We start from the raw sequence: 25,759 nt of genomic DNA, 5'->3' as shown, positions 1-25,759 counted from the left end.
CTCAGCCACGCAGGGCGGCGATGTTGGCGGCATAGTTCGCCGCCCCGCCCCGGAAGGTGGCGGTGCCGGCAACCAGCACATCAGCGCCGGCATCGATGGCGGCCCGCGCCGTGACGCCATCGATGCCACCATCGACCTCAAGGTCGATGGTCTTGCCGGTCTTGTCGATCGCCTTGCGGATCGCCTCGATCTTGCGAAGCTGGCTGTCGATAAAGCTCTGGCCGCCGAAACCGGGGTTGACGCTCATCACCAGCACCAGGTCGAGATCCTCCAGCACATAATCGAGCATCTTGGCCGGCGTGGCGGGATTGAGCGAGACGCCGGCTTTCTTGCCGAGCGCCTTGATCCGTTGGACCGAGCGGTGCAGGTGCGGCCCGGCCTCGGGATGGACGGTGAGAATGTCGGCACCGGCCTCGGCAAAGGCATCGAGATAGGGGTCGGCGGGCGAAATCATCAGATGGACGTCGAACGGCAGGCTGGTGTGGGCGCGCAACGCCTTCACCACCATCGGGCCGATGGTGATGTTGGGGACGAAATGGCCGTCCATCACATCGACATGGACATAATCGGCGCCGGCGGCCTCGATGGCGCGGACCTCCTCGCCGAGACGGGCGAAATCGGCGGAGAGGATGGAGGGGGCGATGCGGACCGGCTGTTGCATGGCCCCGCTCTAGCAGCGGCGCGCCGTGCAGGGTAGACCATGTCGGCTGAATTTGGCCCCGTCCCCTCTCATCTGTCGGGGGTTTGCAGGCGCCTTGCGTAAAGAGTGAGCGCCAGCGACACCAGGGTCGCCACCCACATGGCGCGGGCGCCGAGCCCGGCCTGGGCCATGGCACCGAGGAACGCCCCCGACAACATGCTGGAGAACAGCGCCAGTGGCTCCAGCCAGCTGTAGCGGTCGCCGCCGGTCAGCGCCGTGGCGATGCGCTTGCCCATGCGGACCAGCGCGCCGGTCATGTAGGTGAGGCCGATCTTGACCTCGCCCTTCTCGGCAAAAACCGTGTTCTTGGCGCCCATGGCGGCGGCGAGGCCGAGCACGGCGGGGACCAGCAGCCCCGATTCGAGGCAGGCGGTGGCGGCGGCGAGGATCATCGTCACCAGCGCCAGCACGCGGCGCGGCTGCCTCGGCCCCGCCGCCCGACCGACCAGCGAGCCGATGACGACGCCGCCGACAAAGGCACTGATCAGGCCGGCACCGAGCGCCGCCGCTTCGAGCTGGCCGGACAGGCTGAGGCCGAGCTTGGTGACATTGCCGCTCATGAACGAAACGAACAGGCCGCCCGAGGTCAGCCAGCCGACCGCGTCGATATAGCCGGCGGTGCCGGACAGGATGGCGGCGAAAATACGCGCGCGCCGATCCTGCATCATGCCGCGAGCTTGCGGAAACGGGCGATGAAGAATCCGTCCAACCCGCCCTGGTCGGCGATCTGGCCCGGCAGCGTCCGCACCCAGCCCTCACCGGTGGGGGCAAGCGACGCCGGCAGTTCGGCCGCCTCGATCGGCGCCCGCGGCAGGCCGGCGATGATCCGTTCGGCGATGCGCTCGCCCTCGCGCGGATCGAGCGAGCAGGTGGCATAGACCAACGTGCCGCCGGGCTTGAGCCAGCCGGCCGCCCGGCGCAGCAGCGCCGCCTGCAGCAAGGTCAGCGGCGCAAGATCGCGCGCGCCCTTCAAATGCAGGACGTCGGGATGGCGGCGGTAGATGCCGGTCGCCGAGCAGGGGGCATCAAGGAGGATGCGGTCGAACAACCGGCCGGGCTCCCAGCGCAGCGCGTCGCCGGCCGCCAGCGTCGCCGCCAGCCCGGTGCGGGCAAGATTCTCCCGCACCCGCTCAAGCCTGGTGTCGGAGACATCCAGCGCAATGACATCGGCGCCGGCAGCGGCGATCTGCAAGGTCTTCCCGCCCGGGGCGGCGCACATGTCGAGCACCGAATCGCCGGGTTGCGCACCAAGCAGCCGGGCCGGCAGCGATGCGGCGAAATCCTGCACCCACCACGCCCCTTCGGCGAAGCCCGGCCATTCGGTGAGATCGCCGCCCAGGCTCTTGCTGCGTGGCACCCGGACATGGCCGGGGGCAAGGCTGGTGCCGCCCAGCGCCTCGGCCCAACGGTCCGTCTCGGCGGCGTCGCGCAGGGTCAGGTCGGTAGCAGGCTCCTCGGCCAGCGCAGCCGCGGCCGCCTCGGCGACCTCCGGCCCCCAGTCCATCGCCCAGCGGATGGCGAACAGATCAGGCAGGTGCGGCGCCTCGGGCAGGGTGGCATTGGCGCGGATCAGACTGCCGAGCACGCCGTGCACAAGCCGGCGCGGCCCGCCTTCGACCAGCGGCAGCGCCGTGGCGACGACGGCATGCGGCGGCGTGCCCAGCTTCAGCCAGCCGGCCAGCGCGACGCGCAGCACCATCCGCGCACGCGCATCCTCGGGCAGCGGCTTGGGGGTGGCCGAATCGATCAGCGCGTCGAGGTCCGGCAGCCAGCGCAGCACGGTGGCCGCCAGGTGCCGTGCCAGCGCCCGGTCGTTGGACAGGCGGACCTCGGCAAGCGCGGTATCCAGCGCCAGTTCGAGCGGCGTGCCACGGCCGAGCACCGCCATCAACAGCTTGAGCGCCGCCCGGCGGGCGGGAACGCCGGCCGTTGCCTGTACCGGAGCCTGATCAGATTTGACGATGACCGCCTCCCAAAAAGGCTCCCATGCCCCGGAATCGGCGTTTGGGGAACTCCCCGCGCAAGCGTCCGGCCCGCGCCGATGGTCGCGCCCCCCTTTCGCGACTTCCGGGAAGGGCCTAGACTTGCCCCATGATCGACAAAGACAAGCCAACCGCCGACCCGACGCCGCCCCCGGCCGCGCCCAACCCCGAGTCGAAGCCCACGCCGTCGAAGGAAATCGGCGGCCGCGGCGGGCCCGATCCAGTTCGCTACGGTGACTGGGAAAAGGGCGGGATCGCCGTCGACTTCTGACCCGCCGGCGCTACTCGCCCTTCAGCGGCCGGGTCATCAGCGCAGTCACGGTTGCGGCCAGCGGCGCCCCGTCGATCAGCGCGGCAACGGCGGCACAGATCGGCATGTCGACGCCCAGTTCCCGCGCCGCCGCCGCCAGCACCGGCGCCGTGGCAGCGCCCTCCGCCACCGAGGATGTCGCCGCCAGCAGATCGGCGGCGCGCTCGCCGCGCCCGAGGCCAACGCCCAGCGTGAAATTGCGGCTGTTGGTGGAGGTGCAGGTCAGCACCAGATCGCCGAGCCCGGACAGGCCGGCCAGCGTCTCCGGCCGCGCCCCGCGCGCCACACCGAAGCGGGTCATCTCGGCGAAGCCCCGGGCGATCAGCGCGGCCCGCGCATTGAGACCCAGTCCGGCGCCCTCGACGACACCGCAGCCGATGGCCAGCACATTCTTGACCGCACCGCCGATCTCGGCGCCGGTGACATCGTCCGACAGATAAAGCCGAAAGCCCGGACGGACGAGCCGCTGCACCAGCGCCGCGCCGGCCGCACTGTCACGGCAGGCCAGGGTGACGGCCGTCGGCAGCCCGCGCGCCACCTCGCCGGCAAAGGTCGGCCCGGACAGCACGGCGATCCGCTCCGCCCCGGCCTCGGCGGCAACATCGGCCATCAGCTTGTGGCTGCCGGCCTCAATGCCCTTGGCGCACAGCACCAGCGTGCGGCCCGCCGGATCGGGCGCGGCGGCCAGCACGGCACGCAGATGCTGCGCCGGCGCAACGACGAGCCAGAGATCCGCGCTGGCGAGGTCGGCAAGGTCGGTCGTCGCCCGCACCCGCTCGTGCAGCCGCACGCCGGGCAGGAAAAGGCTGTTCTCGCCGGCATTGACGGCCGCCACCACCTCGGGCTCGCGCGCCCAGAGCAGGACATCGTCCTGCGCCGCCATCACCTGCGCCAGCGCCGTGCCCCAGGCGCCACCGCCGATCACGCCGATCCTCGTGCCGCTCATGCCCTTACCCCCGCACCGCGCACCGTCGCCGCACCCGGATCGAGCGGCCAGCGGGCACGGGCCGGCGCCTCCAGCGTGTCGACCAGCCCGAGACCCAGCCGCTCGACCCCGGCCCAGGCGATCATCGCCGCATTGTCGGTGCACAGCCACGGCGGCGGCGCCACGAAACGGCGGCCATGGCGACCGGCCAGCGCGGCAAGCGCGGCGCGGATATGCTGGTTGGAGGCTACCCCGCCCGCGACCACCAAAGGCCCATCGGCAAGGGCCAGCGCCCGCGCGGTGCGGTCGACAAGGCAATCGGTGGCCGCGGTCTGAAAGGCCGCAGCCATGTCGGACCGGGCGGCATCGTCCTGCACCGCCAGCTGCTGCCAGCTGCGCAGCACGGCGGACTTGAGCCCGGCGAAGCTGAAATGCGGCTCGTCGGCCCCCAGCAGGGGACGCGGCAGCGGAAACCGCGCCGCCGTACCCACCCGCGCCGCCCGCTCGACAGCCGGGCCGCCGGGAAAGCCGAGCCCTAGCGTTTTCGACGTCTTGTCAAAGGCTTCGCCGATCGCATCGTCAATCGTCGTGGCAAGCCGGCGATAGCGGCCGACGCCCTCCACGGCGAGAAGCTGGCAATGCCCGCCGGACACCAGCAGCAGCAGATAGGGAAATTCGAGATCGGCATCGGCCAGCCGCGGGGACAGGGCATGGCCTTCGAGATGATTGATCGCCAACAGCGGCTTGCCGCTGGCCATCGCCAGCGCCTTGCCGGTGACCAGCCCGACCATGACACCGCCGATCAGTCCGGGACCGGCCGTGGCGGCGATGGCATCGACATCGTCGAGCCCCAGCCCGGCTTCACCGAGGACCTCGGCGACCATCGGCGTCAGCCGCTCGACATGGGCGCGGGCGGCAAGCTCGGGAACGACGCCGCCGAACGGGCGATGCGACTCGTCCTGGCTGGCGATGCGGCTGGCGAGGATCAGGCGGTCATCGCCCACCAGCGCCACCGCGGTTTCATCACAGCTTGATTCAAGGCCCAGGACGATCATCGCCCTCCCATAGCCGGCGCCCCCTCCAGGGTCGACTCACGATCCCCCATCGCCCTCAGGGCAGGATCACCGTCGACCCCGTCGTCTTGCGCCCCTCGAGATCCTTGTGCGCCTGAGCAATGTCGGCAAGTGCATAGCGCTGGCCAATGGTCAGCGTCAGCACGCCCGAGGCCATCAGCGACAGCACCCGGCCGCCATAGGTCTCCATGTCGTCGCGCGTGATGTAATAGTCGAACAGCGTCGGCCGGGTGGCGAATAGCGAGCCTTTGCGCGCCAGGATGCCGAAATCGACCTCGCCGACAGGCCCCGAGGCATTGCCATAGCTGACATAAAGCCCGCGCTTCCGGAGACTGTCCAGCGACGCCTCGAAGGTGTCGCGGCCGATGCCGTCGAGCACCACATCAACGCCGCGGCCATCGGTAAGATCGCGGACCGATTGCGCCAGGTCCGCCGTCTGGACGATGCCATGGTCGGCGCCCGCCGCCATCGCAATGGCGACCTTGGCTGGTGATCCGGCGACGGCAATGACCATGGCGCCGATGTGCTTCAACCATTGCACGAGCAGCAGCCCGACGCCGCCGGCCGCCGCATGGACGAGCACGGTCTGACCGGCCTCGACCCGGGCGCAGCGCTCGATGAGGAATTCAGCCGTGCAGCCCTTGAGCAGGCCCGCCGCCGCCACGTCGTCCGAGACCGAGTCAGGCAGCGTCAGGACCCGGGCCGCCGCGATCAGCCGATGTGTGGCATAGGCCCCGGGCGGCCCCCAGCAATAGCCGACCCTTTCACCGATGGTGAGATGATCGACTCCCGGCCCCAGCGCCTCGACCACGCCGGCCGCCTCGATGCCGAGCCCTGTTGGCAAGGATAGCGGATAAAGGCCGGAGCGATGATAGGTGTCGATGAAATTGAGACCAATGGCGGTATGGCGAATCCGGACCTCACCGAGCCCAGGGTCCGCAAGGGCGAGCGGCGACAGCGCGAGGACGTCCGGCCCGCCAGCGCTGGTGATCGTGACTGACTGCATGATGATCTCCTTGAAAATCTGTCTCTGCGATTTTTCGTGCTGCGCGGTAAGTATCTTTTATCGTTAAAAAATATATGAAAACTCTAATCTCAGCCTCATGGCCATCCGGTGACCTGTCACGGTGGTTGATGCGATGAAAACAGGTTGGTACTAACGGCTGATCGTCTTCTCCGCGGTAGCGATGCCCGACAGCTTGCCGGACCGGACATCGGCAAGCTAGACTTCCCCTCTCGGCCTGCCAAGACGGCAACGTCGAACGCGGTGATCGAGGTTGAACGGCATGAAGGTCCATTTCGAAATCGAATGTACGCCCGAAGAGGCGAGGGCATTTTTCGGGCTTCCCGATCTCGCGCCTGTCCATGATGCCTATGTCGACAAGATGAAATCGATGATGGTGGATGGGCTGACGCCGGCCGATTTCGAGAAGGTGGCGCGCAGCTGGATGCCAGGCTTTGCCGATGGCTTCGAACAGTGGCGCCAGCTGATGCTGTCGGCCATCCCCAAGACCCCGCAATAGCAGATGGCGCAGACGATCGTGGCACTGGCCACGGGGCGCCCGCCATCCGCCATTGCTGTCCTGCGCCTGTCCGGGCCGGCATCACTGGCGGCATTGCAGCGCCTGACCGCCGGGCCGTTACCCGAAGTACGGCGACTGTCGCTGCGTCCGCTAACGGACCCAGAGGCCCACACCTTGCTCGATCAGGCGCTGGTCGTCTGGTTCGCCGGCCCGGCCAGTCCGAGCGGCGAGGACATGGCCGAGCTGCATCTTCATGGTGGGCCGGCGGTGATCGACGGCGTATTGGCGGCCTTGCTGCGGCTGCCGGACATGCGCCTGGCCGAGCCCGGCGAATTCACACGGCGGGCCTTTGCCAATGGACGGATGACCCTCGACGAGGTCGAGGGGCTTGGCGATCTGGTCAGCGCCGAGACCAGCGCGCAGCGCGACCAGGCGCTGGCGCTGAGCGGGGGTGCCCTGGCGCGACTGGCCGACGCTTGGCGGACCCGCTGCCTGGATGTATTAGCCGAAGCCGAGGCCGGGCTCGACTTTGCCGAAGACGAGGCCGATGTGGCGAACAGGCTCGACGAGAAGGCGGCGGCCGCCTTGGTCGCAATGGCCGCCGAGCTGGAGGCGCAGATTGCCGATCACGCGCGCGCGGCGCGCATCCGGGAGGGTCTGACAATCGTCGTCAGCGGCGCGCCGAACGTCGGCAAATCGAGCCTGATCAACGCCCTCTCGAACCGCGATGTCGCCATCGTCACCGCTCTCCCGGGAACCACGCGGGACGCGCTTGAAGTCCAAGTCAATCTTGACGGGCTGGCGGCAACATTGATCGATACGGCGGGCCTGCGCGAAACCGACGATCCGGTCGAGGCTGAAGGAATAAGACGGGCGCGGGCGCGGGCGGCAGCGGCTGATCTGGTTTTGCATGTCTCCGATAATCCGGATGCCCGATGGCCCGAGGGCGGCCTGCCGGTGTTGAACAAGGTGGACATTCATCGGGCAACAGCGCCAGCAGGCGGCTTTTCGATATCGGCACAACATGGCGAGGGGGTTGCGGCGTTACGGCAGCATCTCGGCCGCTGGGCGTTCGGGGTGCTGCGTCCAGGTGAGCCGGCCTTGCTGTCCCATGCCAGGCATCGGCAGGCTTTTGCCGACGCCGGCGCGGCGCTTCGCGATGCGGCCGAGGCCCCGCTGCCTGAGCTGCGCGCCGAGGCGCTGCGGCTGGCGGCGCGCGCATTTGGCCGGATCGCCGGCCGCGTCGATGTCGATGATCTGCTCGACGTGATTTTCTCACGCTTCTGCATCGGCAAATAGTTTCACGTGGAACACTGGCTGCGCAAGCGGTAAAGCGAGGCTGTGATCACCTGTGATGTTCTTGTCGTCGGCGCCGGCCATGCCGGATGTGAAGCCGCGGCCGCGGCGGCGCGGCGCGGTGCCCGCACCATTTTGCTGACGCTGAGCGCTGATGACCCGGGCACGCTATCGTGCAACCCTGCCATCGGCGGCATCGGCAAGGGCCATCTGGTCTGCGAGATCGAAGCGTTGGGCGGCGTAATGGGCCGGGTAGCCGACGTAGCCCGGTTGCAGGCGCGAATTCTCAATCGTTCCAAAGGGCCGGCGGTCCACGGGCCGCGCGCCCAGGTCGACCGTCGTCGCTATCGCGCCGCGATGTCGGCCAGCCTCGCAGCCTATGAAAATCTGCGCATCGTCGTCGGCCATGCCGAACAGCTGCGCCTGGTGGCGGGCAGGGTAGTCGGCGTCGACACCGCGCACGGCCTGATCGAAGCGCCGAGCGTCGTGCTGACGACCGGCACGTTTCTCGGCGGCATGATGCATCGCGGTGAGCAACGCAGCCCCGGCGGTCGCGTCGACGCGCCCGCCTCAACGCTAGGCGACGCGCTAAGGGCGCTCGGCCTGCCCGTCGCCCGGCTTAAGACGGGCACGCCGCCGCGCCTCGATGGCCGGACCATCGACTGGGCCGCCCTCGATCTTCAATATGGCGATGCCGACGAACCGCAATTTTCCGCAGCTCCGTCGTCTACGACGCCCTCCTTACCGTGCGGGATCACCCGTACCACTGCCGAGACGCACCGGATCATCGCCGACAATCTGGCCCAGTCGGCGCTCTATGGCGGCCACATCCATTCGGTCGGTCCGCGCTATTGTCCGTCGATCGAGGACAAGGTCGTCCGCTTCGCTGACCGGGACAGCCATCAGATCTTTCTCGAACCCGAGGGCTATGACGACATCACCGTCTATCCCAATGGCCTGTCTACATCGCTGCCGGCCGACATCCAGGCCGCCTTCATCCAGACGATCCCGGGCCTTGAGCGGTGCGAGATCCTCAAGCCCGGCTATGCCATCGAATATGATCATGTCGACCCAAGGGCGCTCGACACACGGCTCGCCTGCCACGCAATCGAAGGACTTTTCCTCGCAGGGCAGATCAACGGCACCACAGGCTATGAAGAAGCCGCTGCCCAGGGGCTTATCGCCGGTGCCAACGCGGCCAGCCAGGCGCTTGGCTTGCCGCCGCTGCGGCTCGGCCGGGACCAGGCCTATATCGGGGTCATGGTCGATGACCTGACATCGCAGGGCGTCACCGAGCCCTATCGCATGTTCACGTCCCGCGCCGAATATCGCCTTCGGCTGCGCACTGACAACGCCGCCGAACGTCTGACCGGCGTGGCGATTGACGCCGGGCTGATCGACACCTATCGCGCTGCGACCCACCAGAAAGCGCAAGCCGAGCGTTCGCACGGACTGGCGCTGCTACATCGACTGACGGCGTCTCCGCACGATGTCGCTAGGCACGGCATCGCTGTTCGCCAGGACGGCGTGATCCGGACAGCGTTCGAATGGCTCCGCTACCCTCTGCTGGGCGCAGCAGAGGCCCGCCGGATCTGGCCCGAGCTGCAGGCCGTGGACATCGCCCTGATGGAGACGCTGGCTGTCGATGCGTCCTATGCTGCTTATGTCACGCGACAGGAAGATGACCTCGCCAGCTTCCGCAGAGACGAAGGCTTGTCGCTGCCGGCAACCCTGGACTTCGCGACCGTGCCTGGATTGAGCACCGAGATGATCGAACGGTTATCAAAAGCCCGCCCCGAAACCCTCGGGGCAGCCAGCCGCATAGCGGGCGTGACCCCCGCCGCCCTCGTCGCGCTGCTGCCCTTCACCCGGCGCGCCGCGTGATCGATCGGACCACCTTCGCTGCTCTCTTCAATGTTCCACGTGAAACATTGGAAAAGCTCGATCTTTACGCCGCACTTCTTATCGAGTGGCAGGAGCAGATGAATCTTGTTGGGCCGGCGACGCTGGACCATATCTGGGATCGACATTTTGCCGATTCAGCCCAGTTGCTGGACCTTGCCCCAAAAGGCGCATTCTGGCTCGACCTAGGGGCAGGGGCCGGCTTTCCCGGGCTGGTCATCGCCCTCAGCGACCCCTCGGCGCGCGTGAAGCTGGTCGAATCGATCGCCAAGAAGTGCCGTTTTCTTGAGGAAGTGAGCCGCCGCCTTGGTCTCGAGGCGCAGGTCGAGGTGGTCAATGCGCGGATCGAGCATGTCCCGCCGCAGCAGGCCGATATCATTACAGCACGCGCCTTGGCACAACTTTCGCAACTTTTCACCTGGGGCCTGCCCCATGCCTCAGCCGAAACATTATGGCTTCTACCCAAGGGCGCGCGTCATGCCGAGGAGATTGAGGCAGCCGAACGGCGCTATCGCTTCCAACATACACTGATAGCCAGTAGAACATCGGATGAAGCCCGAATCGTCCGGGCGACGGGGGTGGCTCGCAAATGATCATTGCCGTGGCCAACCAGAAGGGTGGGGTGGGGAAGACTACCACGGCGATCAATCTGGCCACGGCCATGGTAGCAGCGGGCCACTCAGTGCTTATCATCGACTCAGACCCGCAAGGCAATGCGTCGACCGGGCTCGGCATTGAGCGCAAAAAGCGCAAGGCGAGCATTTATGATGTGCTGGTCGGCCATGCCGTCGCTGAAGAGGCTGTGGTCTCGACAACCATACCCGGGCTGGACATCATTCCGTCGACCGCGGCACTATCGGGCGCCGAAGTGGAGCTGGTCGATCTTGATCGACGCAGCCACCGCCTTGCCGACGCCCTGGCCAACCTTGACCGCTATGATCATGTACTGATCGACTGTCCGCCGTCGCTCGGTCTATTGACGCTCAATGCGTTGGTGGCTGCCAACACCGTACTTGTGCCGCTGCAGGCCGAGTTCTTTGCGCTGGAAGGCTTGAGCCAGTTGCTGGGAACGATCGAACGCGTGCGGTCAGGCCTCAATCCGCGGCTGAAACTGCTGGGCGTGGTGTTGACGATGGTGGACCGGCGCAACAGGCTGAGCGAACAGGTCTCGAATGATGTGCGCGCCGTGCTCGGCCAGCGGGTGTTCGACACGAGCATCCCGCGCAACGTCCGGCTGTCTGAAGCGCCCAGCCATGGCCTGCCGGGCCTCGTCTATGACAGCCGTTGCGCGGGGTCGGAGGCCTATGTCGAGCTGGCCCGCGAAGTCCTGGCCCGTATTGGCGGCCGGGCTGTACTGGAGACTGAAAGTGGCTGAAAAGCGCCGGGTATCGGGATTGGGGCGCGGGCTGTCGGCGCTTTTGGAAGAGGCGGCAAACCCGCCGGTGGCCAGCAGCACGCGGCTGCCGATCGCTGACATTGTCGCCAATCCTAACCAGCCGCGCCGGCAGTTCACCGACGACTCGATGGCCGAGTTGGTGGTGTCGGTGAAGGCACATGGCGTGCTGCAGCCGATCCTGGTTCGCGATATTGCTGGCGGGCGCTATGAAATCGTCGCAGGCGAGCGACGCTGGCGGGCTGCGCAGGCGGCGGGCCTTCACGAGATCCCGGCGCTGGTAAAGTCGCTCGATGACCGGACTGCGTTCGAATTTGCGCTGGTCGAAAATATCCAGCGCAGCGACCTCAATGCCATGGAAGAGGCGCGCGGCTACTCCCGGCTGATCGCCGATTTCGGCCATACGCAAGCCGCATTGGGCGCCATTCTCGGCAAATCACGCAGCCATGTCGCCAATCTGCTGCGCCTGCTCGACCTGCCGGTCGAGGTGCAGACCATGGTCGAGACCAACCAGCTTTCGATGGGCCATGCCCGGGCATTGGCCGGGGCGGCCGATCCGGCGGCGCTCGCCCAGCAGGTAATCGACCGTGGCCTCTCCGTGCGCGCCACCGAGAAGCTGGCTGCGGGCCGGAAGGCGGCCGCGCCTCGCCATGCATTGGCCCCGAGCGCCCCGGCCGACCCCAATATCGATGCCCTGGAATTGCAGCTGAGCGAGCAGATCGGCATGCCGGTGGCGCTGCAGATGGGGGGCGAGGCCGGCAGCGGCAGCCTGATCGTTCGCTTCGACAGTCTCGATCAGCTCGACTGGCTGTGCGCCAGGCTGGGCCAGGGCTGATCAGCGCTTCCGGGCGACGCGCAGCACGAGCGATTGCGCCTCCAGGTCGCCGAGACCACCGCGCGACTTGAGCGCCATCTCCGCCGTCAGCACGGCCTGCAAGGCCGCTGCAAGGCCCCGAGACGTCCAGCGTTGCAAGGCCTCATGAAAGGCCGGCTTGTCCTTGTAGAAGACTGGCGGGCGATGGCCGTCAACAGCGCTCGCCCCCGACGCGCCGGCGTCCATCTTCGCCCTGATTTCACCTAGCAGCGCCAGACGGCCGGCGAGGAATCGCAGGGCGACGACGCCTTCGCCGGCAGGGATCTGCGACAGAAGCGAGACCACGTCGGCCGACCGTCCGGCAATCGCGGCGGTCGACAGGCCGGCATGATCGAAGAAGTCGGTGCCGGCCGCAACCGCCAGCACGGCATCGGCATCGAGCGTGGCCGGATGGTCCGGGGCGGCGTCCAGATACAGCGCCAACTTCTCGAGCTCACGGCGCAGCAGCGACCGCTCGCCGCCCGTGGTTTCGACCAGCAGCTGCGCCGTCTGGCGATCACAGCGCATGTTCAGCAAGGCCGCAATATCCTTAACGATATCAAGCGCTTGGCCTGCATTCGGAGCCTTGACCTCGAAGACCGTTGCCAATTTGTTGCGGGCAACAAGGGTGAGCAGGGCACCCGTCGCCTTGAGCCGGCCGGCGACCAGGACCAGCGGGTTGCCACATGGTCCGTCCAGCACCGGCCCGACCGCCGCCGCCGCGCGGTCATCCACGCCATCGACGCGAACGACGATACGATCGCCGAAAATCGACCGGTTGGAGACGGCGGCGGCAAGCGCTTGAGGGTCATGGAGCAATTGGTCGGCAGCGAGGCGCTCCAGCCCGGCGGGGTTGGCCGGATCGACCAGCGCCTGGGTCAGCGTATCGGCATGATCAGCGGTCAGGCCCGGCTCATAGCCATGCAGGAGCACCAGCCTGAGCCCGTCCGGCCACTGCCGGGCGAGCGCCTCGAGCGGTGACCCGGCCATCCGGCCTCAACCGGCGGTGGCGGGCGCCGCGCGTGCGAAAACCGCGAGACGGGCGCCGATCTGGCGCGCGATATCGGTAGACAGCCGCTCCAGCGCGGTCACTTCGGCGGCGACGACGGCATAGTTGGAGCTGACACGGTCGATGCCCGAATCAGCGCCGGCGGTGGCATCGAGCACCACGACATTGTTGGTGGTGTCGACGAGACGGTAGCGGGCACGCAGCGTGCGGCGCTCGCGGGCAGCGGAGTTGTCGCCGCGCACGCCGAAGGCGACGATCTGATCATCGAGTTCGACCTCCAGCCGGTAGCGCGGGCTGGCGACGGTCTGGCCGAGCCGATCGAGCAGCGCCTGGCGTACAAGAAAGCCCGAACGATCGGGAATCGGCGCCACAGCGATATTCTGCAGGCTCGCGGCGGCCGGGCCGCTGCCGCCGCCGGAATAGACGGGGGCGAGGCCGCAGCCGGCCAGCGCCAGCAGCAGGGCGACGAGCAGGGGACGCTCAGGCGACAAGGTTCACCAAACGGTCCGGCACGACGATCACCTTTCTGGGCGCCTTGCCTTCCAGCGCCCTGACAATCTTGTCGCGCGCCAGCACCTCAAGTTCAAGCGCGGCGCGGTCGCGACCCTTTTCGGTCTCGAAACTGTCCTTGAGCTTGCCATTGATCTGGATGGCGATCGTCACCCGGTCATCGACGAGCAGCGCCGGATCAGCGACCGGCCAGGCGGCATCGCAGGCCAGGCCGGGCAGGCCCCGCGCCGACCAGGCTTCCTCGGCGAGGTGCGGGCACATCGGCGCGACGAGGCGCAGCAGTATCTCGACGGCGTCATGGCGGGTGGCGGACGGCTCGGCGCGCTCAAGGGCGTTGACCAGCTCGTAGAAGCGGGCAACCGCCTTGTTGAATTGAAGCCGGTCGATATCGTCGGTGACCGCGGCGATGGTGCGGTGAAGCAGGCGCAGCAGCTTCTCGTCCGGCGCGGCGGTTTCCGCGACCGGCTCGGTCGCCAGGCGCCAGACCCGCTGGACGAAGCGCCAGGCGCCGTCGATGCCGGCTTCCGACCAGGCCAGATCGCGCTCGGGCGGACTGTCCGAGAGCATGAACCAGCGCACGGCGTCGGCGCCGTAGCGCTCGATGATCATGTCCGGGTCGATGGTGTTCTTCTTCGACTTGGACATTTTCTCGGCGCGGCCGAGCGTCACCGGCGCGCCGCTGGCCAGTTCGAACACCCCGCCATCGCGGCGCTCGATGGCGCCCGGCTCCAACCAGGCGCCAGCCTCGGACTTGTAGGTTTCGTGGGTGACCATGCCCTGGGTGAACAGCCCGGCAAAGGGCTCGGCTACCGACAGATGGCCGATATGGGCCAACGCCCGGGTCCAGAAGCGCGCATAGAGCAGGTGCAGGATCGCATGCTCGACGCCGCCGATATATTGCGCCACCGGCAGCCATTGCTCGGCCACAGCGCGGTCGAACGGCCGATCGGCGGGGGCGCTGGCGAATCGGATGAAATACCAGGAGGAATTGACGAATGTATCAAGCGTGTCGGTCTCGCGCCGGGCCGGGCTGCCGCAACCGGGGCAGGGGACATGCTTCCAGGTCGGGTGACGGTCGAGCGGGTTGCCGGGGACATCGAAGCTGACATCCTCGGGCAGCCGGACCGGGAGATCCTCGCGTGGCACCGGCACGGCTCCGCAGGATTCACAATGGATGATCGGGATCGGTGTGCCCCAGTAGCGCTGGCGGGAAACGCCCCAGTCCCGCAGCCTGTACTGGGTGATGCCCTCACCCCAGCCCTCGGCCTCGGCGCGGGCGATGACCGCCACCCTGGCCTCATCGCTCGACAGGCCGTCGAGGAAGCGCGAATTGATCATCCGGCCGGGGCCGACATACGCCTCGTCGCCGATGCCCACGGCCTCTTCGCCCAGTGGCGCCACGACCCGCGGCACGGGGAGCTGGTATTTGCGGGCGAAATCGAGATCGCGCTGGTCATGCGCCGGGCAGCCGAACAGCGCGCCGGTGCCATAGTCCATCAACACGAAATTGGCGACGAACACCGGCAGGCGGCGCGACGGATCGAGCGGATGGATGACCGACAGGCCGGTGTCGAAGCCCATCTTCTCCTGGGTCTCGATATCGGCCGTGGCGGTGCCGCCGGCGCGGCATTCGGCGATGAAGGCGGCGAGCTCCGGCCGCGTCTCGGCCAGTTCCAGCGCCAGCGGATGCTCGGCAGCGATCGCGGCAAAGCTGGCACCGAACAGCGTGTCGGGGCGGGTGGTGAAGACGTCGAAACCGTCGTCCCGGCCTTCGAGGGCGAAGCGGAAGCGCAGCCCCTGCGACTTGCCGATCCAGTTCTCCTGCATCAGCCGGACCTTCTCGGGCCAGGCCTCAAGGCTGCCCAGGCCGTCGAGCAGCGCCTCGGCGAAGTCGGTTATCTTCAGGAACCATTGGCTGAGGCGGCGGCGCTCGACCAGCGCGCCCGAGCGCCAGCCGCGGCCATCGATCACCTGCTCGTTGGCCAGCACCGTATGGTCGACCGGATCCCAGTTGACCGCCGATTCCTTGCGGTAGACGAGGCCCCCGGCCAGCAGGTCGAGAAACAGCGCCTGTTCATGGCCATAATAGTCGGGCTCGCAGGTGGCCAACTCGCGGCTCCAGTCGAGCGCGAAGCCGAGCCGCTGCAGCTGGGCGCGCATCGCGGCGATATTGGCACGGGTCCAGTCGCCGGGATGGATGTTGCGCTCCATCGCGGCATTTTCGGCCGGCATGCCGAACGCATCCCAGCCCATCGGGTGCAGCACTTCAAAGCCCTGGGCGCGGCGCGTGCGCGCGATGACATCACCCATCGTGTAGTTGCGGACATGGCCGATATGAATGCGGCCCGAGGGATAGGGAAACATTTCAAGGACATAGGTTTTTGGCTTGGGCGAATTGTCATCGGCGCGGAAGCTGCCGGCATTGTCCCATGCCTGTTGCCAGCGCTGTTCGGCGCCCTTGTGATCGAATTTTGTCGTCATGCCCGATGATCAGCCGGAAAGTTGCGAGCGGCGCAGGTCGCGGGCGCGGCCGAGGATCACTTCCTCGAGCTTCTGGACAGTGCCGGCGCGCACCGGGGCATCGATCCAGCCCGACCCGGCCAGCGTCTGGCGGATGGTTGCAACCTGCAGCGCATCGGCACGAAGCTCGGTATCAAGGATCGAGACGGTCACCTTGACGCGCTCGTTGGGTGCCTGCGGCGTGCTGTACCAGTCCGTGACAATGACGCCGCCATTCGAATCGACCTGGGCGATCGGCATGAACGACAATGTGTCGAGCGCGGCGCGCCACAGATAGGCGTTGACCCCGATGGTGGCGACCCGGGCGGGCGCCTCGACGATGTTCATCCGGGGCTTGCGCCCCTTGTTGCAGGCAGCAAGCGAGGCCAACAGGGCAAGTCCGAGCACGACATGGGGAAGGCGACGCATTTTGCAGCTTTCGGCAGGAAATAGTCGCTGCTTATAGGCGTGCCGGAAGGGTAACGCCAAGCCTTGCTGATCGCTGCCGGCAGCCGGGGTGCAGATAGTGTGCACAACAGGACACAGCTGCCGAATTTATGAAAGGCTGGAGATGTTTGCCGGGCACAAAAGGGTGGGCGGTCGCAAAAACCACTGCTAGTCACGATTCCATGACGAGGAAGAGCGATTCGCGCGCTACCCGGAGCGCTGTGGCGCAGGCTTTGCCTGCCGCAGTGCTGCTGTGCGCCAGCCTCTTCGCCGCGCCGGTGCTGGCGGCCAAGGCGCCGGCCAAGTCCAAGTTCACGCTCGAGACGCCGGCACTGTCGCCGTTCCAGGCCAGTGTCACCGATCCGACCAATTTCAGCTTCACCGTGCCCGGCGCGGGGGCCGCCTCGGCGCGCACCCAGACGGTCGAGCGCGCGTTCCGCTTCACCCCGTCCGGCCAGACCGAGAATCGCAAGGCGCTGTCGCTGGGCGTGGCGACCCGCGTGGCGGCGGCGACGCCTGAACGTGCCCGTACGCTTGCCTCAACCGAGCCGATGGTGGTGACGCCACGCGCCTATAATGTCGATGTGTCGGTCGGCTGGAAGGGCTTTGCCCTCAACACCGCCTTCAGCCATTCGGAAGTGGCGACAGGCAACGGGATCATCGGCAACGAGCGCGATGCCGTCGATGTCGGCCTGAGCTATGGTGGCAAGAACTGGCGGACCAGCCTGCAGGGCACTGCCGAGGACCGTTCGGTCCTGGCCTTCTCGCCGCTGGAGCGCCGCTACTCGGTGGCGCTGGGCGGCGCTTATATGGTCGCGCCTCGCCTTTCGGTCACCGGCGGCGTTCGCTACCGTCTCGGCACCGAAACGCCGTCGCTGGTCGATATCGACCGGGCCGACCAGTCGGTCTATGTCGGCACCAACATCGCCTTCTGATCAATCTCCGTCATTGACCGCCGCTGATCGTCTTGCCGAGGTGCAGGCCCGCATCGCCGCCGCCTGTGCCGGCGCCAGGCGCGCGCCGGGCAGCGCCCGCCTCGTCGCCGTCAGCAAGACCTTCGATGCCGATGCCATTGCACCGCTGATCGCGGCTGGCCAGAGGCGTTTCGGCGAGAACCGGGTGCAGGAAAGCCAGGCGAAGTGGCCGGCGCTGCGCGAGGCGACGCCGGATCTGGAGCTTCACCTGATCGGCCAGTTGCAGTCCAACAAGGCGGCCGAGGCGGTGGCGCTGTTCGACGTGATTCACACGGTCGACCGGCCGTCGCTGATCAAGGCGCTGGCCGCCGCGATGGATACGCAGGGCCGGCGGCCATGGTGCCTCGTCCAGGTCAATATCGGCGATGAGCCGCAGAAGGGCGGCTGCGCGATCGCCGAGGTGCCGGCGCTGGTGGCGACAGCCCGGGAAGCCGGGCTGGACATTCGCGGGCTGATGGCGATTCCGCCGGCCGATCTCGATCCGGCACCCTATTTTGCGCTGCTCCACAAGATGACGCGCGCGCTCGGGCTGAGTGAATGCTCGATGGGCATGTCGGGCGACTTCGAGACCGCTATCCAGCTGGGCAGCACCATGGTCCGCATCGGCAGCGCGCTGTTCGGCACGCGCGACTGAACCGCCTCAGGAAGCCGGCGGCGACGGCGCCAGTTCGATCATCGAGGCGCGCGGGATGAGGGCGGCGGTCTCCAGCGTCCGCAGCGCCTCTTCGGCCGTGGCATAGCGGTCGGCAGCGACCAGCCAGCGCTGCAGCGCGGCCGGGCGCGGGGCGGGCAGGCGCCGGAGCAGGCCGGCGGCGGTACGGACATCGCCGCGGGCCAGGGCCGCGTCGGCGGCGCTGCGCGATGCCGGGATATCCGGGCCTTCCGCGGGGCTGATCAGCCGCGAAACGCGGGTGCCGAAAATGTCCCACCAGCTGCGGCCACGGCCTCCGGCCGCGCCCTCCAGGCCGGCCATGGTCTCCAGATCCTGGCGCAGCTGCGCCAGACGAACAGGGTTGGCGCCATAGGCCGCCAGCGCATTGACGGCGGCCGGATAGCGCACCTCGAAGGCCCGGCGGAGCGCCGCGTCGATGGCGCCGAGCGGCCGGCCTTCTTCGAGGGCGCGCCGGGCGAGCATTACCGCGAGCATGCCCTCGGCGCGGTCGGCCGCCGACAGGATCGCCGTGGTGGCGGCTTCGTCGCGGACCCGGTCGGCTTCAAGCCGGGCGTTCAGGGTGGCGAGATCGGCGGTCAGCCGGTCGATGCGATCGGCCTCCCGGGCCAGCAGGTCCGTGCTGGTCTCGACCCGGGCTTCGGTGCGGGCGAGACGCTCATTGGGCGGCGGGGCGTCCTCGGATGGCTGGGGACGCGCTTCCAGCAGCGCCAACCGGTCGCGCAAGGCCTCGACCTCGGCGACGACAGGGGCCGGCGGCGCGGACGGGGTGAAGGGCAGCTGGTCGCGGACACGCGCCTCGAACCAGGGATTGGCGATCATCCCGGCGAGGAAAACCAGCAGGCCGCCAACGAAAACCCAGGGCAGCATCGTCCGGCTGCGGGCGCCGCCGGGGCGGGTCTTGCGTTCCTCGGCGAGGCGCTGGCGGAGACGCTCGGTCGCCTCCAGGCTGGCGCGATCCACTTCGCCGCGATCAAAGCTCGGGTCCATCGCCATCCTCTACAGCGACAGGCGGGCGAGCGCCACCAGCAGCGCTGCCTCATCGGGCTGGTCGCTGACAATCACGTCGCGCCAGCCCGGGCCGGCGGCCTCGGCCGCGGCGGCGCTGATGGCGAGCAGCGCCAGCGCCGCGCGCGGGCGGGAGAGGCTGTCCCATTGCTCGGCAAAGTGGCGGGCGCTGCGCGGACTGAACAGCATGGCCGCGTCGACGGCGCCGGGATCGTCGAGCGGCAGCAGTTGCGCCGCGTAGACCGTGCGCGTGTCGATCGACAAGCCGGCCGGGACCACGGCCTTGGCGCGGTGTTTGCCGGCCAGGTGTAACAATCGCAGAGGCGCGCGGGCGGCGACGGCGCGGTACAGCGTTTCCAGATCCGGCCCGGCCGTCTCGGCACGGTCCCAGCCGGCGCTCAGCGCGGCGCGCGTGGTTTGGGCGCCGACACACAGGGCAGGAAGCGCTCGGAACGGCAAGATAGCCGGGCCGGCATGGCGGACGGCGGCGGCGCTGGTCAGCAGCACCGCGTCCGGCATGGCGTCGGGCGGAGACCAGGGGCAGGGCACATAGGCCATCAATGGGCAGACGACCGGCTCATGGCCGGCAGCCAGCAGTGCCGCTGCCGTGGCGTCGGCGCCGGGCTGCGGCCGGGTCAGCAGCACCCGGGCCATCGCCTCAGGCCGGCTGAAACAGCGCGCGGACAGCCGGCGAGGCCTCGCCCAGCAGCCGGGCCGCCAGCGCCGCGATCTCGTCGGCGGCATGGGCATGGGGGACGGCAAGGGCGCCGACGCAGCGTTCGCTGCCATCCTCGGCGAGAATTTCAGCGCGGAAATGGACGATATCGCCCTCGAACTGGGCCAGCGCCGCGACCGGGCTGTGGCAGGTGCCGTTGAGCGCCGCGAGAAAGCCGCGTTCGAGCAACACCGCCGCATGGGTGTCAGCGTGGTCGATCGCTGCCAGCAGCGCGGCGGCCCGGGCATCATCGGCGCGGGCGGTAATGCCCACGGCGCCCTGGGCGCTGGCCGGCAGCATCTCGTCCAGCGACACCGGATGGCCGGCGCGGACGCCCAGCCGGTCAAGCCCGGCGGCGGCCAGCAGCGTCGCGTCGATGGCGCCGCTCTCTACCTTGGCCATACGCGTCGCGACATTGCCGCGCAGCACCTCGGTGCGTAGATCCGGCCGGATCGCCTTCAGCTGGGCGGCCCGGCGCGGGCTGGAGGTGCCGACAATCGCGCCCTCGGGCAGGTCGGCAATCGACGCGGCGCCGAGCAGCCGCTCACGGACATCGGCGCGCGGCAGCATGGCGACCAGCGCAATGCCGTCGCGCAGCTGGGTCTCGACATCCTTCATCGAATGGACGCCGCAATCGATGCGGCCATCCAGAAGTGCGGCATCGAGCTCCTTGGTCCACAGCGCCTTGCCGCCGATCTCGGCCAATGGTCGATCGAGCACGCGGTCGCCCTGGGTGCTGATGACAACGATTTCGACCCCGTCATCGTCCCAGCCATGCGCGGCCTTGAGCGCGGCCGCGGTCATGTTGGCCTGTGCCAGCGCAAGCGGCGATCCTCGGGTTCCAAGCCTGAAAGTCATGATCTTCCTTGTGCTGGCGCCCGGCGTTTCGCAAGGCTTGTCAAAGGCGCAACCGGATCGAGGCGGCGTGAGCGGGCAGGCCTTCGGTATCGGCCAGCAGCGCGCCGGCCGGGCCGATGGCCGCGAGGCCCTGCGCCGAGCAATCGAGGAAGGTAGTGCGCTTCATGAAGTCGACGACCGACAGGCCCGAGGCGAAGCGGGCGCGGCGGCCGGTCGGCAGCACATGGTTGGGGCCGGCGAGATAGTCGCCGACCGCCTCGGGCGTGTGGCGGCCGAGAAACACCGAGCCGGCATGGCGCAGCCGGGCGAAGATCGGTTCCGGGTCCTCGATCATCAGCTGGGCATGCTCGGCGGCAAGCGTGTTGAGCAGCGGCACGGCGTCAGCGAGCGCCGGCACCAGGATGATGGCGCCGTAGCGGTCCCAGCTGGCGCGGGCCACGGTGGCGGTCGACAACGTTGCCAGCTGCGCCTCGACGGCAGTGATGACCGCCTCGGCCGCGGCGGCGCGGGGGGGGTGGAGGGTCGACTGGGGGACGGGAGCGTGCTCGGCCGGGGCCAGCAGGGCGGCGGCGAGCCAGGCCGGATCGTTGCGGCCGTCCGACAGGATCACCACTTCGGACGGGCCGGCGACCATGTCGATGCCCACCGTGCCATAGAGCAGGCGCTTGGCCTCGGCGACCCAGGCATTGCCGGGGCCGGTAATGACATCGACCTTGGGGATGCGCGCGGTGCCGAAGGCCAGCGCAGCGATCGCCTGGGCGCCGCCGATTCGGAACACCCGGTCGACACCGGCAAGGCGAGCGGCGGCGAGCACGAGCGGATTGGGGGTGCCGCCCGGCGTCGGCGTGACCACCACCAGCGTTTCGACGCCGGCCACCACGGCCGGAATCGCGTTCATCAGCACCGACGACGGATAGGCGGCGCGGCCGCCGGGCACATAAAGGCCGGCGGCATCCACCGGGCCCCAGCGGACGCCGGTGCGAACCCCGAGCGCGTCGACGGCGTCGTTACTGGCAGGCTTCTGGCGGTCATGGAAATCCCGGATGCGGCGCGCCGCAAGGTCGAGCGCGGCGCGCAGGTCGGCCGGCAGGCCGTCAAGCGCGGCGTCGAGCGCCGGGGCCTCGATCTCCCAGCCGATCTCGTCGAGGTCGACATGGTCGTAGCGCCGCGTCAGGTCGGCGACAGCCGCATCGCCCTCGGCACGGACGCGGGCAATGATGGCAGCGACGTCAGCCGCGACATCGGCGCCGCCGGCGCGGACATCGGCGACAAGCGCGGCGAAGCGGGCCGGAAAATCCGCCGCGGTGGCGTCAAGCCGCAGCGGCACGGTCGGTCTCCACCAGCGCCCGCAGCCGCTCGACCAGCGGCACGACCGCTGCATGCGTTTTCCAGGCGGCGCGATTGACGATCAGCCGCGAGGTGATCCGGGCAATCACCTCGATCTCGACCAGCCCGTTTTCGGCCAGTGTGCGGCCGGTGGAGACAAGGTCGACGATGCGCGGCGCCAGGCCGGTCAGCGGTGCCAGCTCCATCGCGCCGTTGAGCTTGACGCACTCGGCCTGGATGCCGCGCGCGGCGAAGTGGCGGCGGGTCAGGCCCGGATATTTGGTGGCAACGCGCACGGCGGAGATGCCGCTCATGTCCCGGTCCAGCGTCGCTGGCTGGGCGACGGACAACCGGCAATGGCCGATGCCGAGATCGACCGGCGCGTAGATCTCCGAAAAATCGAACTCGAGCAGCACGTCATTGCCGGCGATGCCGATGTCCGCGGCGCCGAAGGCGACAAAGGTGGCCGCATCGAAGCTGCGGACGCGGATGATGCGCACATCGGGCTGCGACGTGGCGAACATCAGCTTGCGGCTGCCCTCATCCGAGAAATCGGGCTCGGGGACGATACCGGCGCGGGCGAGCAGCGGCAGCGCCTCCTTGAGGATGCGGCCCTTGGGAAGGGCGAGGGTGAGCGGTCTGGCCATGACCCCGCGCGCTTAGCGCAGGCGCGACCGCTTGGCCAGCAGCCCGAACATGGCTGTGAACTATTGGCCGGTGAAGACGCCAGGCCTTTTCTCGACGAACGCGGCCATGCCTTCCTTCTGGTCGGCCGAACCGAACAGCGAGTGAAACAGGCGCCGCTCATAGCCGATGCCTGCCGCCAGCGTCATCTCGAACGCCGCATTGACCGATTCCTTGGTGGCAATGGCCGCTAGCGGCGCCATGGCGGCGATGGTGGCGGCAGTCTTCAGCGCTTCGTCGAGCATTTCGGCGGCGGGGACGACGCGCGCGACGAGGCCGGCAGCCTCGGCCTCGGCCGCCGCCATCATCCGCCCGGTCAGGCACATCTCCATCGCCTTGGCCTTGCCGATGGCGCGGACCAGCCGCTGCGAGCCGCCCATGCCGGGCATCACCGCCAGCTTGATCTCGGGCTGGCCGAACTTGGCGGTATCGGCGGCAATGATGAAATCGGCCATCATCGCCAGCTCGCAGCCGCCGCCCAGCGCGAAGCCGGATACCGCCGCGATCCACGGCTTGCGGGTGGCGGTGACCCGGTCATAGCCGGCGAAGAAGTTGCTGCCATACATGGCGGCGAACGACTGGCTGCTCATTTCCTTGATGTCGGCGCCGGCGGCAAAGGCCTTTTCCGAGCCGGTGAGCACCAGGCAGCGCTGCGCGGGATCGGCATCATAGGCAGCAAAGGCGTCGATCAACTCGGCCAGGACGGCCGAGTTGAGCGCGTTGAGCGCCTGCGGCCGGTTGAGGCGCACCAGCGTCACGGCATCGTGCTGTTCGATGATGAGGGTCTTTTCAGTCATGTCGGCATGTCCTCCTGATCGGCAGGGGGTGCCAGAGACGACGGGTCGCCGCAAGCATCACCTCAGCTTGCGGAGACAGCGTCACCGATGGCGCAGGGTGACGGACAATGCCGGGACTCGCCCGATTCGATCTGGATCGTGGCGTGGCCGATACCGAAGCGGTGCTCGAGTTGATGGGTGAGGGTCCGGAGCGCGGCGTCGCCGGGATGGCCGGCCGGCGCCACCAGGTGCGCGGTCAAGGCGACATCGGTGGTGCCCATCTGCCAGATGTGCAGGTGATGGACCTCGACGATGCCGGGCTGGGAGGCGAGAAACGCACTGACCTCGGCCGGATCGATATGGCGAGGCACGGCGTCGAGCGCGGCGGCCACGGATTCGGTCAGCAGGTTCCAGGTGCCGCGCAGGATCACCGCAACGACAAGCAGGCTGATCACCGAATCCAGCCATTGCCAGCCGAACTGCAGGATCAGCAGGCCCGACACGACGACGGCTGCCGAAATGCCGGCATCGGCCATCATGTGCAAATAGGCGCCGCGAATGTTGAGGTCGCCATGCCGCCCCCGGGCAAACAGCAGCGCCGTTCCAAGGTTGATGACCACCCCGATCCCGGCGACGATCATCACCGTGCCGCCCGGCACCGGACGCGGATCGAAGAATCGGTGCACCGACTCAAAGGCGATGGCGCCGCACGCCACCAGCAGCAGGGCGGCATTGGCGAGGGCGGCGAGGATCGTCGAGCGCTTCAGGCCGAAGGTGAAACGCTCGCTCGGCGGCCGCTTCGAGATTACGGCGGCGCCCCAGGCCAGCGCCAGGCCGAGCACGTCCGACAGATTATGTCCGGCATCGGCCAGCAAGGCCATGGAGCCGCTGACCAGGCCGAAGCCCGCCTCCAGCACGACATAGCCGAGATTGAGGATGATGCCGATCCGGAACGCCGCACCGTGATCGAGCGCGGCATGCGCGTGGTGGCCGTGCCCGTGCTCATGATGATGGTGACCGCCCATGCGGCCTGCTTAGCATCGATCGGCGCGCGGTAAAAACCCGGGCGTTACTGCGCCGCGCTCATGTCGGCGACGACCGCACCGCGAGCCCCCATCGGGCGAGGCAGGCCGGTGGTGGAGTCGCGCGCGGTCTGCCGTTCCGTCTCGGCGTTGATCAGCCCGCCGATGAGGATCGCATAGGCGGAGACGAACAGCCACATCAGCAGGATGACGACCGCGCCCAGCGAGCCATAGGTGGCGTTGTAATCGCCAAAGCGCGCCGCATAGATGCCGAAGCCGATCGTTGCGGCCAGCCAGAGGAAGGTGGCGGCGATCGACCCCACGCTGAGCCAGCGCCAGTTGGCGTCGGCCCGATCCGGCGCAAAGCGGTACATGGCGCCGATGGCGAAACAGCACAGGCCGCCGGCGATCAGCCAGGTGACGGTGCGGCCCAGGGTGATCGCCGTGGGGCCAAAGCTGCGCAACAAGTCCTGGGCATAGCCGAGCATCGATGCCGCCAGCACGCCGACGATGCCGGTGAGGACCGCGCCGATAATCAGGATGGTGGAAATGGCCGTCGTGCGGATGATGCCGCGCTTGTCCTGCTGCTGGTAGATGACATTGAGCGCGGTGATCATCGCGCGGGACGCCCGCGATGCGCCGTAGATCGAGACGGCCAGCGCCAGAAGCAGGCCGAAGCCGCTCCGGCTGGCGGCGGTCGTGGTCAGCGCGACCAGCTGCTCATAGATCAGCCGCGCCGCTTCTTCCGGCACGAGATCGATGATTGTCGCCATGTGTCGGGACACGGTGGCGGGATCGGCAACCAGCCCATAGCTCAGCACCAGCGCCGCGAGCAGCGGCACGAACGACAGAAAGGCATAAAAGGCCACGCCCGCCGACATCAGGCTGAGATTCAGCTCGCCGTTCTTGACCCAGACGCGAAGGAGAATGGCCATCCAGGCAGCGCGCGAATAATCGATCGGCGACTCTGCCATCACGCCCAGCGCGATGGTTTCCTCGGGGCTCCGGGGGGCGTCAGCCTGATCGTCCCGAGGCTGTTTCTTGTTGTTTTCGCCGGCCTTCAGCCATGCCCGGGTGGCGACGGCGATGAGCATCGGCAGCCAGGTGAACACCCAGCCGAAGCGCTGCCACCAGGACCGGGAGTGACGGGTGCCTGCGAGACGGTCGACGCCGCGCATCAATAATCCCGCGAATAGCGCAGCGTGACATTCGAACCGCCGAACGAACCAGTCGCGCTGAGCAGGCTCAAGGTCCGGGTCAGCCCGATCTCGAGCTGGGTCGCAGTGAAGCCGCGCGCATCGGTG

At 68.3% G+C, this 25,759-nt stretch carries 27 protein-coding genes; 9 read left to right on the top strand and 18 right to left on the bottom strand.

What is annotated here, in order from left to right; all coding sequences use genetic code 11:
- Position 1 precedes the first annotated feature (1 nt).
- From rpe to ACTIFJ_RS03300, 3 genes are all read right to left on the bottom strand, one after another.
- Positions 2 to 661, bottom strand: a complete 660-nt coding sequence (gene rpe / locus ACTIFJ_RS03310) for a ribulose-phosphate 3-epimerase (RefSeq protein WP_439532662.1) — start codon at positions 659 to 661, stop codon at positions 2 to 4.
- Positions 662 to 729: 68 nt separating this feature from the next.
- Positions 730 to 1,365 (bottom strand): YoaK family protein, encoded by a 636-nt coding sequence (locus tag ACTIFJ_RS03305; RefSeq protein WP_439532661.1) that lies wholly within the window; start codon positions 1,363 to 1,365, stop codon positions 730 to 732.
- On the bottom strand, positions 1,365 to 2,663 hold the full coding sequence (locus ACTIFJ_RS03300; protein WP_439532686.1) for an RsmB/NOP family class I SAM-dependent RNA methyltransferase: 1,299 nt from the start codon (positions 2,661 to 2,663) through the stop codon (positions 1,365 to 1,367). The genes ACTIFJ_RS03305 and ACTIFJ_RS03300 overlap by 1 nt, the downstream gene beginning before the upstream one ends.
- Before the next feature lie 128 nt (positions 2,664 to 2,791).
- On the opposite strand from ACTIFJ_RS03300, the gene ACTIFJ_RS03295 reads away from it, so the two are divergent.
- The gene (locus tag ACTIFJ_RS03295; protein WP_439532660.1) at positions 2,792 to 2,953 is read left to right on the top strand and encodes a DUF1674 domain-containing protein; all 162 of its coding nucleotides are present in this window, start codon (positions 2,792 to 2,794) and stop codon (positions 2,951 to 2,953) included.
- A 10-nt stretch (positions 2,954 to 2,963) separates the two neighbouring features.
- On the opposite strand, the gene ACTIFJ_RS03290 is transcribed toward ACTIFJ_RS03295, so the two are convergent.
- From ACTIFJ_RS03290 to ACTIFJ_RS03280, 3 genes are read right to left on the bottom strand one after another with little or no spacing between them, the layout of a single operon-like run.
- Positions 2,964 to 3,938, bottom strand: a complete 975-nt coding sequence (locus ACTIFJ_RS03290) for an NAD(P)H-dependent glycerol-3-phosphate dehydrogenase (RefSeq protein ID WP_439532659.1) — start codon at positions 3,936 to 3,938, stop codon at positions 2,964 to 2,966.
- Positions 3,935 to 4,972 carry a tRNA (adenosine(37)-N6)-threonylcarbamoyltransferase complex transferase subunit TsaD gene (gene tsaD, locus ACTIFJ_RS03285; RefSeq protein ID WP_439532658.1) on the bottom strand — a complete coding sequence of 346 codons (1,038 nt, stop codon included), beginning with the start codon at positions 4,970 to 4,972 and terminating at the stop codon, positions 3,935 to 3,937. Before tsaD ends, ACTIFJ_RS03290 begins: the two co-directional genes overlap by 4 nt.
- A 55-nt stretch (positions 4,973 to 5,027) precedes the next feature.
- Positions 5,028 to 5,996, bottom strand: coding sequence for a quinone oxidoreductase family protein (locus ACTIFJ_RS03280; RefSeq protein WP_439532657.1), 969 nt, complete (start codon positions 5,994 to 5,996; stop codon positions 5,028 to 5,030).
- Positions 5,997 to 6,276: 280 nt separating this feature from the next.
- On the opposite strand from ACTIFJ_RS03280, the gene ACTIFJ_RS03275 reads away from it, so the two are divergent.
- The 6 genes from ACTIFJ_RS03275 to ACTIFJ_RS03250 are packed head-to-tail and all read left to right on the top strand — an operon-like array spanning position 6,277 to position 11,939.
- On the top strand, positions 6,277 to 6,513 hold the full coding sequence (locus ACTIFJ_RS03275; RefSeq protein ID WP_439532656.1) for a DUF6489 family protein: 237 nt from the start codon (positions 6,277 to 6,279) through the stop codon (positions 6,511 to 6,513).
- 3 nt (positions 6,514 to 6,516) lie between these two features.
- Complete coding sequence (gene mnmE, locus ACTIFJ_RS03270) at positions 6,517 to 7,812, top strand: tRNA uridine-5-carboxymethylaminomethyl(34) synthesis GTPase MnmE (protein WP_439532655.1); 1,296 nt, start codon at positions 6,517 to 6,519, stop codon at positions 7,810 to 7,812.
- A 42-nt stretch (positions 7,813 to 7,854) separates the two neighbouring features.
- The gene (gene mnmG / locus ACTIFJ_RS03265) at positions 7,855 to 9,693 is read left to right on the top strand and encodes a tRNA uridine-5-carboxymethylaminomethyl(34) synthesis enzyme MnmG (protein ID WP_439532654.1); all 1,839 of its coding nucleotides are present in this window, start codon (positions 7,855 to 7,857) and stop codon (positions 9,691 to 9,693) included.
- Positions 9,690 to 10,304 (top strand): 16S rRNA (guanine(527)-N(7))-methyltransferase RsmG, encoded by a 615-nt coding sequence (gene rsmG, locus ACTIFJ_RS03260; RefSeq protein ID WP_439532653.1) that lies wholly within the window; start codon positions 9,690 to 9,692, stop codon positions 10,302 to 10,304. Before mnmG ends, rsmG begins: the two co-directional genes overlap by 4 nt.
- Positions 10,301 to 11,086: a ParA family protein gene (locus tag ACTIFJ_RS03255; protein ID WP_439532652.1), complete on the top strand. Its 786-nt coding sequence runs from the start codon at positions 10,301 to 10,303 to the stop codon at positions 11,084 to 11,086. The genes rsmG and ACTIFJ_RS03255 overlap by 4 nt, the downstream gene beginning before the upstream one ends.
- Entirely contained in the window at positions 11,079 to 11,939 is an 861-nt protein-coding gene (locus ACTIFJ_RS03250) for a ParB/RepB/Spo0J family partition protein (RefSeq protein ID WP_439532651.1), read from the top strand. The genes ACTIFJ_RS03255 and ACTIFJ_RS03250 overlap by 8 nt, the downstream gene beginning before the upstream one ends.
- Here the strand turns inward: ACTIFJ_RS03250 and holA are convergent, their stop codons facing one another.
- From holA to ACTIFJ_RS03230, 4 genes are read right to left on the bottom strand one after another with little or no spacing between them, the layout of a single operon-like run.
- Entirely contained in the window at positions 11,940 to 12,947 is a 1,008-nt protein-coding gene (gene holA, locus ACTIFJ_RS03245) for a DNA polymerase III subunit delta (RefSeq protein WP_439532650.1), read from the bottom strand. It lies immediately after the preceding gene.
- Positions 12,948 to 12,953: 6 nt separating this feature from the next.
- Positions 12,954 to 13,457: an LPS assembly lipoprotein LptE gene (gene lptE, locus ACTIFJ_RS03240; RefSeq protein ID WP_439532649.1), complete on the bottom strand. Its 504-nt coding sequence runs from the start codon at positions 13,455 to 13,457 to the stop codon at positions 12,954 to 12,956.
- A complete protein-coding gene (gene leuS, locus ACTIFJ_RS03235) occupies positions 13,447 to 15,957 on the bottom strand; it encodes a leucine--tRNA ligase (protein ID WP_439532648.1) in 2,511 nt (836 codons plus the stop codon). Before leuS ends, lptE begins: the two co-directional genes overlap by 11 nt.
- Before the next feature lie 9 nt (positions 15,958 to 15,966).
- Positions 15,967 to 16,404, bottom strand: a complete 438-nt coding sequence (locus ACTIFJ_RS03230) for a DUF3576 domain-containing protein (RefSeq protein ID WP_439532647.1) — start codon at positions 16,402 to 16,404, stop codon at positions 15,967 to 15,969.
- A gap of 239 nt (positions 16,405 to 16,643) precedes the next feature.
- Between ACTIFJ_RS03230 and ACTIFJ_RS03225 the strand changes: the two genes are divergently transcribed.
- Both ACTIFJ_RS03225 and ACTIFJ_RS03220 read left to right on the top strand, forming a co-directional pair.
- Positions 16,644 to 17,357 (top strand): hypothetical protein, encoded by a 714-nt coding sequence (locus ACTIFJ_RS03225; RefSeq protein WP_439532646.1) that lies wholly within the window; start codon positions 16,644 to 16,646, stop codon positions 17,355 to 17,357.
- A complete protein-coding gene (locus ACTIFJ_RS03220; RefSeq protein ID WP_439532645.1) occupies positions 17,332 to 18,030 on the top strand; it encodes a YggS family pyridoxal phosphate-dependent enzyme in 699 nt (232 codons plus the stop codon). Before ACTIFJ_RS03225 ends, ACTIFJ_RS03220 begins: the two co-directional genes overlap by 26 nt.
- Positions 18,031 to 18,036: 6 nt before the next feature.
- Here the strand turns inward: ACTIFJ_RS03220 and ACTIFJ_RS03215 are convergent, their stop codons facing one another.
- The 8 genes from ACTIFJ_RS03215 to ACTIFJ_RS03180 all read right to left on the bottom strand — a co-directional run bounded on the left by ACTIFJ_RS03215 (position 18,037) and on the right by ACTIFJ_RS03180 (position 25,633).
- Positions 18,037 to 19,056, bottom strand: a complete 1,020-nt coding sequence (locus tag ACTIFJ_RS03215) for a COG4223 family protein (RefSeq protein ID WP_439532644.1) — start codon at positions 19,054 to 19,056, stop codon at positions 18,037 to 18,039.
- A 9-nt stretch (positions 19,057 to 19,065) separates the two neighbouring features.
- Positions 19,066 to 19,728, bottom strand: coding sequence for a uroporphyrinogen-III synthase (locus tag ACTIFJ_RS03210; protein WP_439532643.1), 663 nt, complete (start codon positions 19,726 to 19,728; stop codon positions 19,066 to 19,068).
- 4 nt (positions 19,729 to 19,732) lie between these two features.
- Positions 19,733 to 20,647, bottom strand: coding sequence for a hydroxymethylbilane synthase (gene hemC / locus ACTIFJ_RS03205; RefSeq protein WP_439532642.1), 915 nt, complete (start codon positions 20,645 to 20,647; stop codon positions 19,733 to 19,735).
- Positions 20,648 to 20,687: 40 nt separating this feature from the next.
- Positions 20,688 to 21,974: a histidinol dehydrogenase gene (gene hisD, locus ACTIFJ_RS03200; protein ID WP_439532685.1), complete on the bottom strand. Its 1,287-nt coding sequence runs from the start codon at positions 21,972 to 21,974 to the stop codon at positions 20,688 to 20,690.
- Positions 21,958 to 22,620: an ATP phosphoribosyltransferase gene (gene hisG / locus ACTIFJ_RS03195; protein WP_439532641.1), complete on the bottom strand. Its 663-nt coding sequence runs from the start codon at positions 22,618 to 22,620 to the stop codon at positions 21,958 to 21,960. The genes hisD and hisG overlap by 17 nt, the downstream gene beginning before the upstream one ends.
- 60 nt (positions 22,621 to 22,680) lie before the next feature.
- Entirely contained in the window at positions 22,681 to 23,454 is a 774-nt protein-coding gene (locus tag ACTIFJ_RS03190; RefSeq protein ID WP_439532640.1) for an enoyl-CoA hydratase-related protein, read from the bottom strand.
- Positions 23,455 to 23,516: 62 nt separating this feature from the next.
- A complete protein-coding gene (locus ACTIFJ_RS03185) occupies positions 23,517 to 24,458 on the bottom strand; it encodes a cation diffusion facilitator family transporter (RefSeq protein WP_439532639.1) in 942 nt (313 codons plus the stop codon).
- A 44-nt stretch (positions 24,459 to 24,502) separates the two neighbouring features.
- The gene (locus tag ACTIFJ_RS03180) at positions 24,503 to 25,633 is read right to left on the bottom strand and encodes a YihY/virulence factor BrkB family protein (protein ID WP_439532638.1); all 1,131 of its coding nucleotides are present in this window, start codon (positions 25,631 to 25,633) and stop codon (positions 24,503 to 24,505) included.
- Between the last annotated feature and the right edge of the window lie 126 nt (positions 25,634 to 25,759).

This window comes from Polymorphobacter sp., assembly GCF_051860865.1.
Lineage (GTDB): Bacteria > Pseudomonadota > Alphaproteobacteria > Sphingomonadales > Sphingomonadaceae > Sandarakinorhabdus.
The sequence above is the reverse complement of the archived record's forward strand: the minus strand, read 5'-3'. Positions and strand labels throughout refer to the sequence as shown.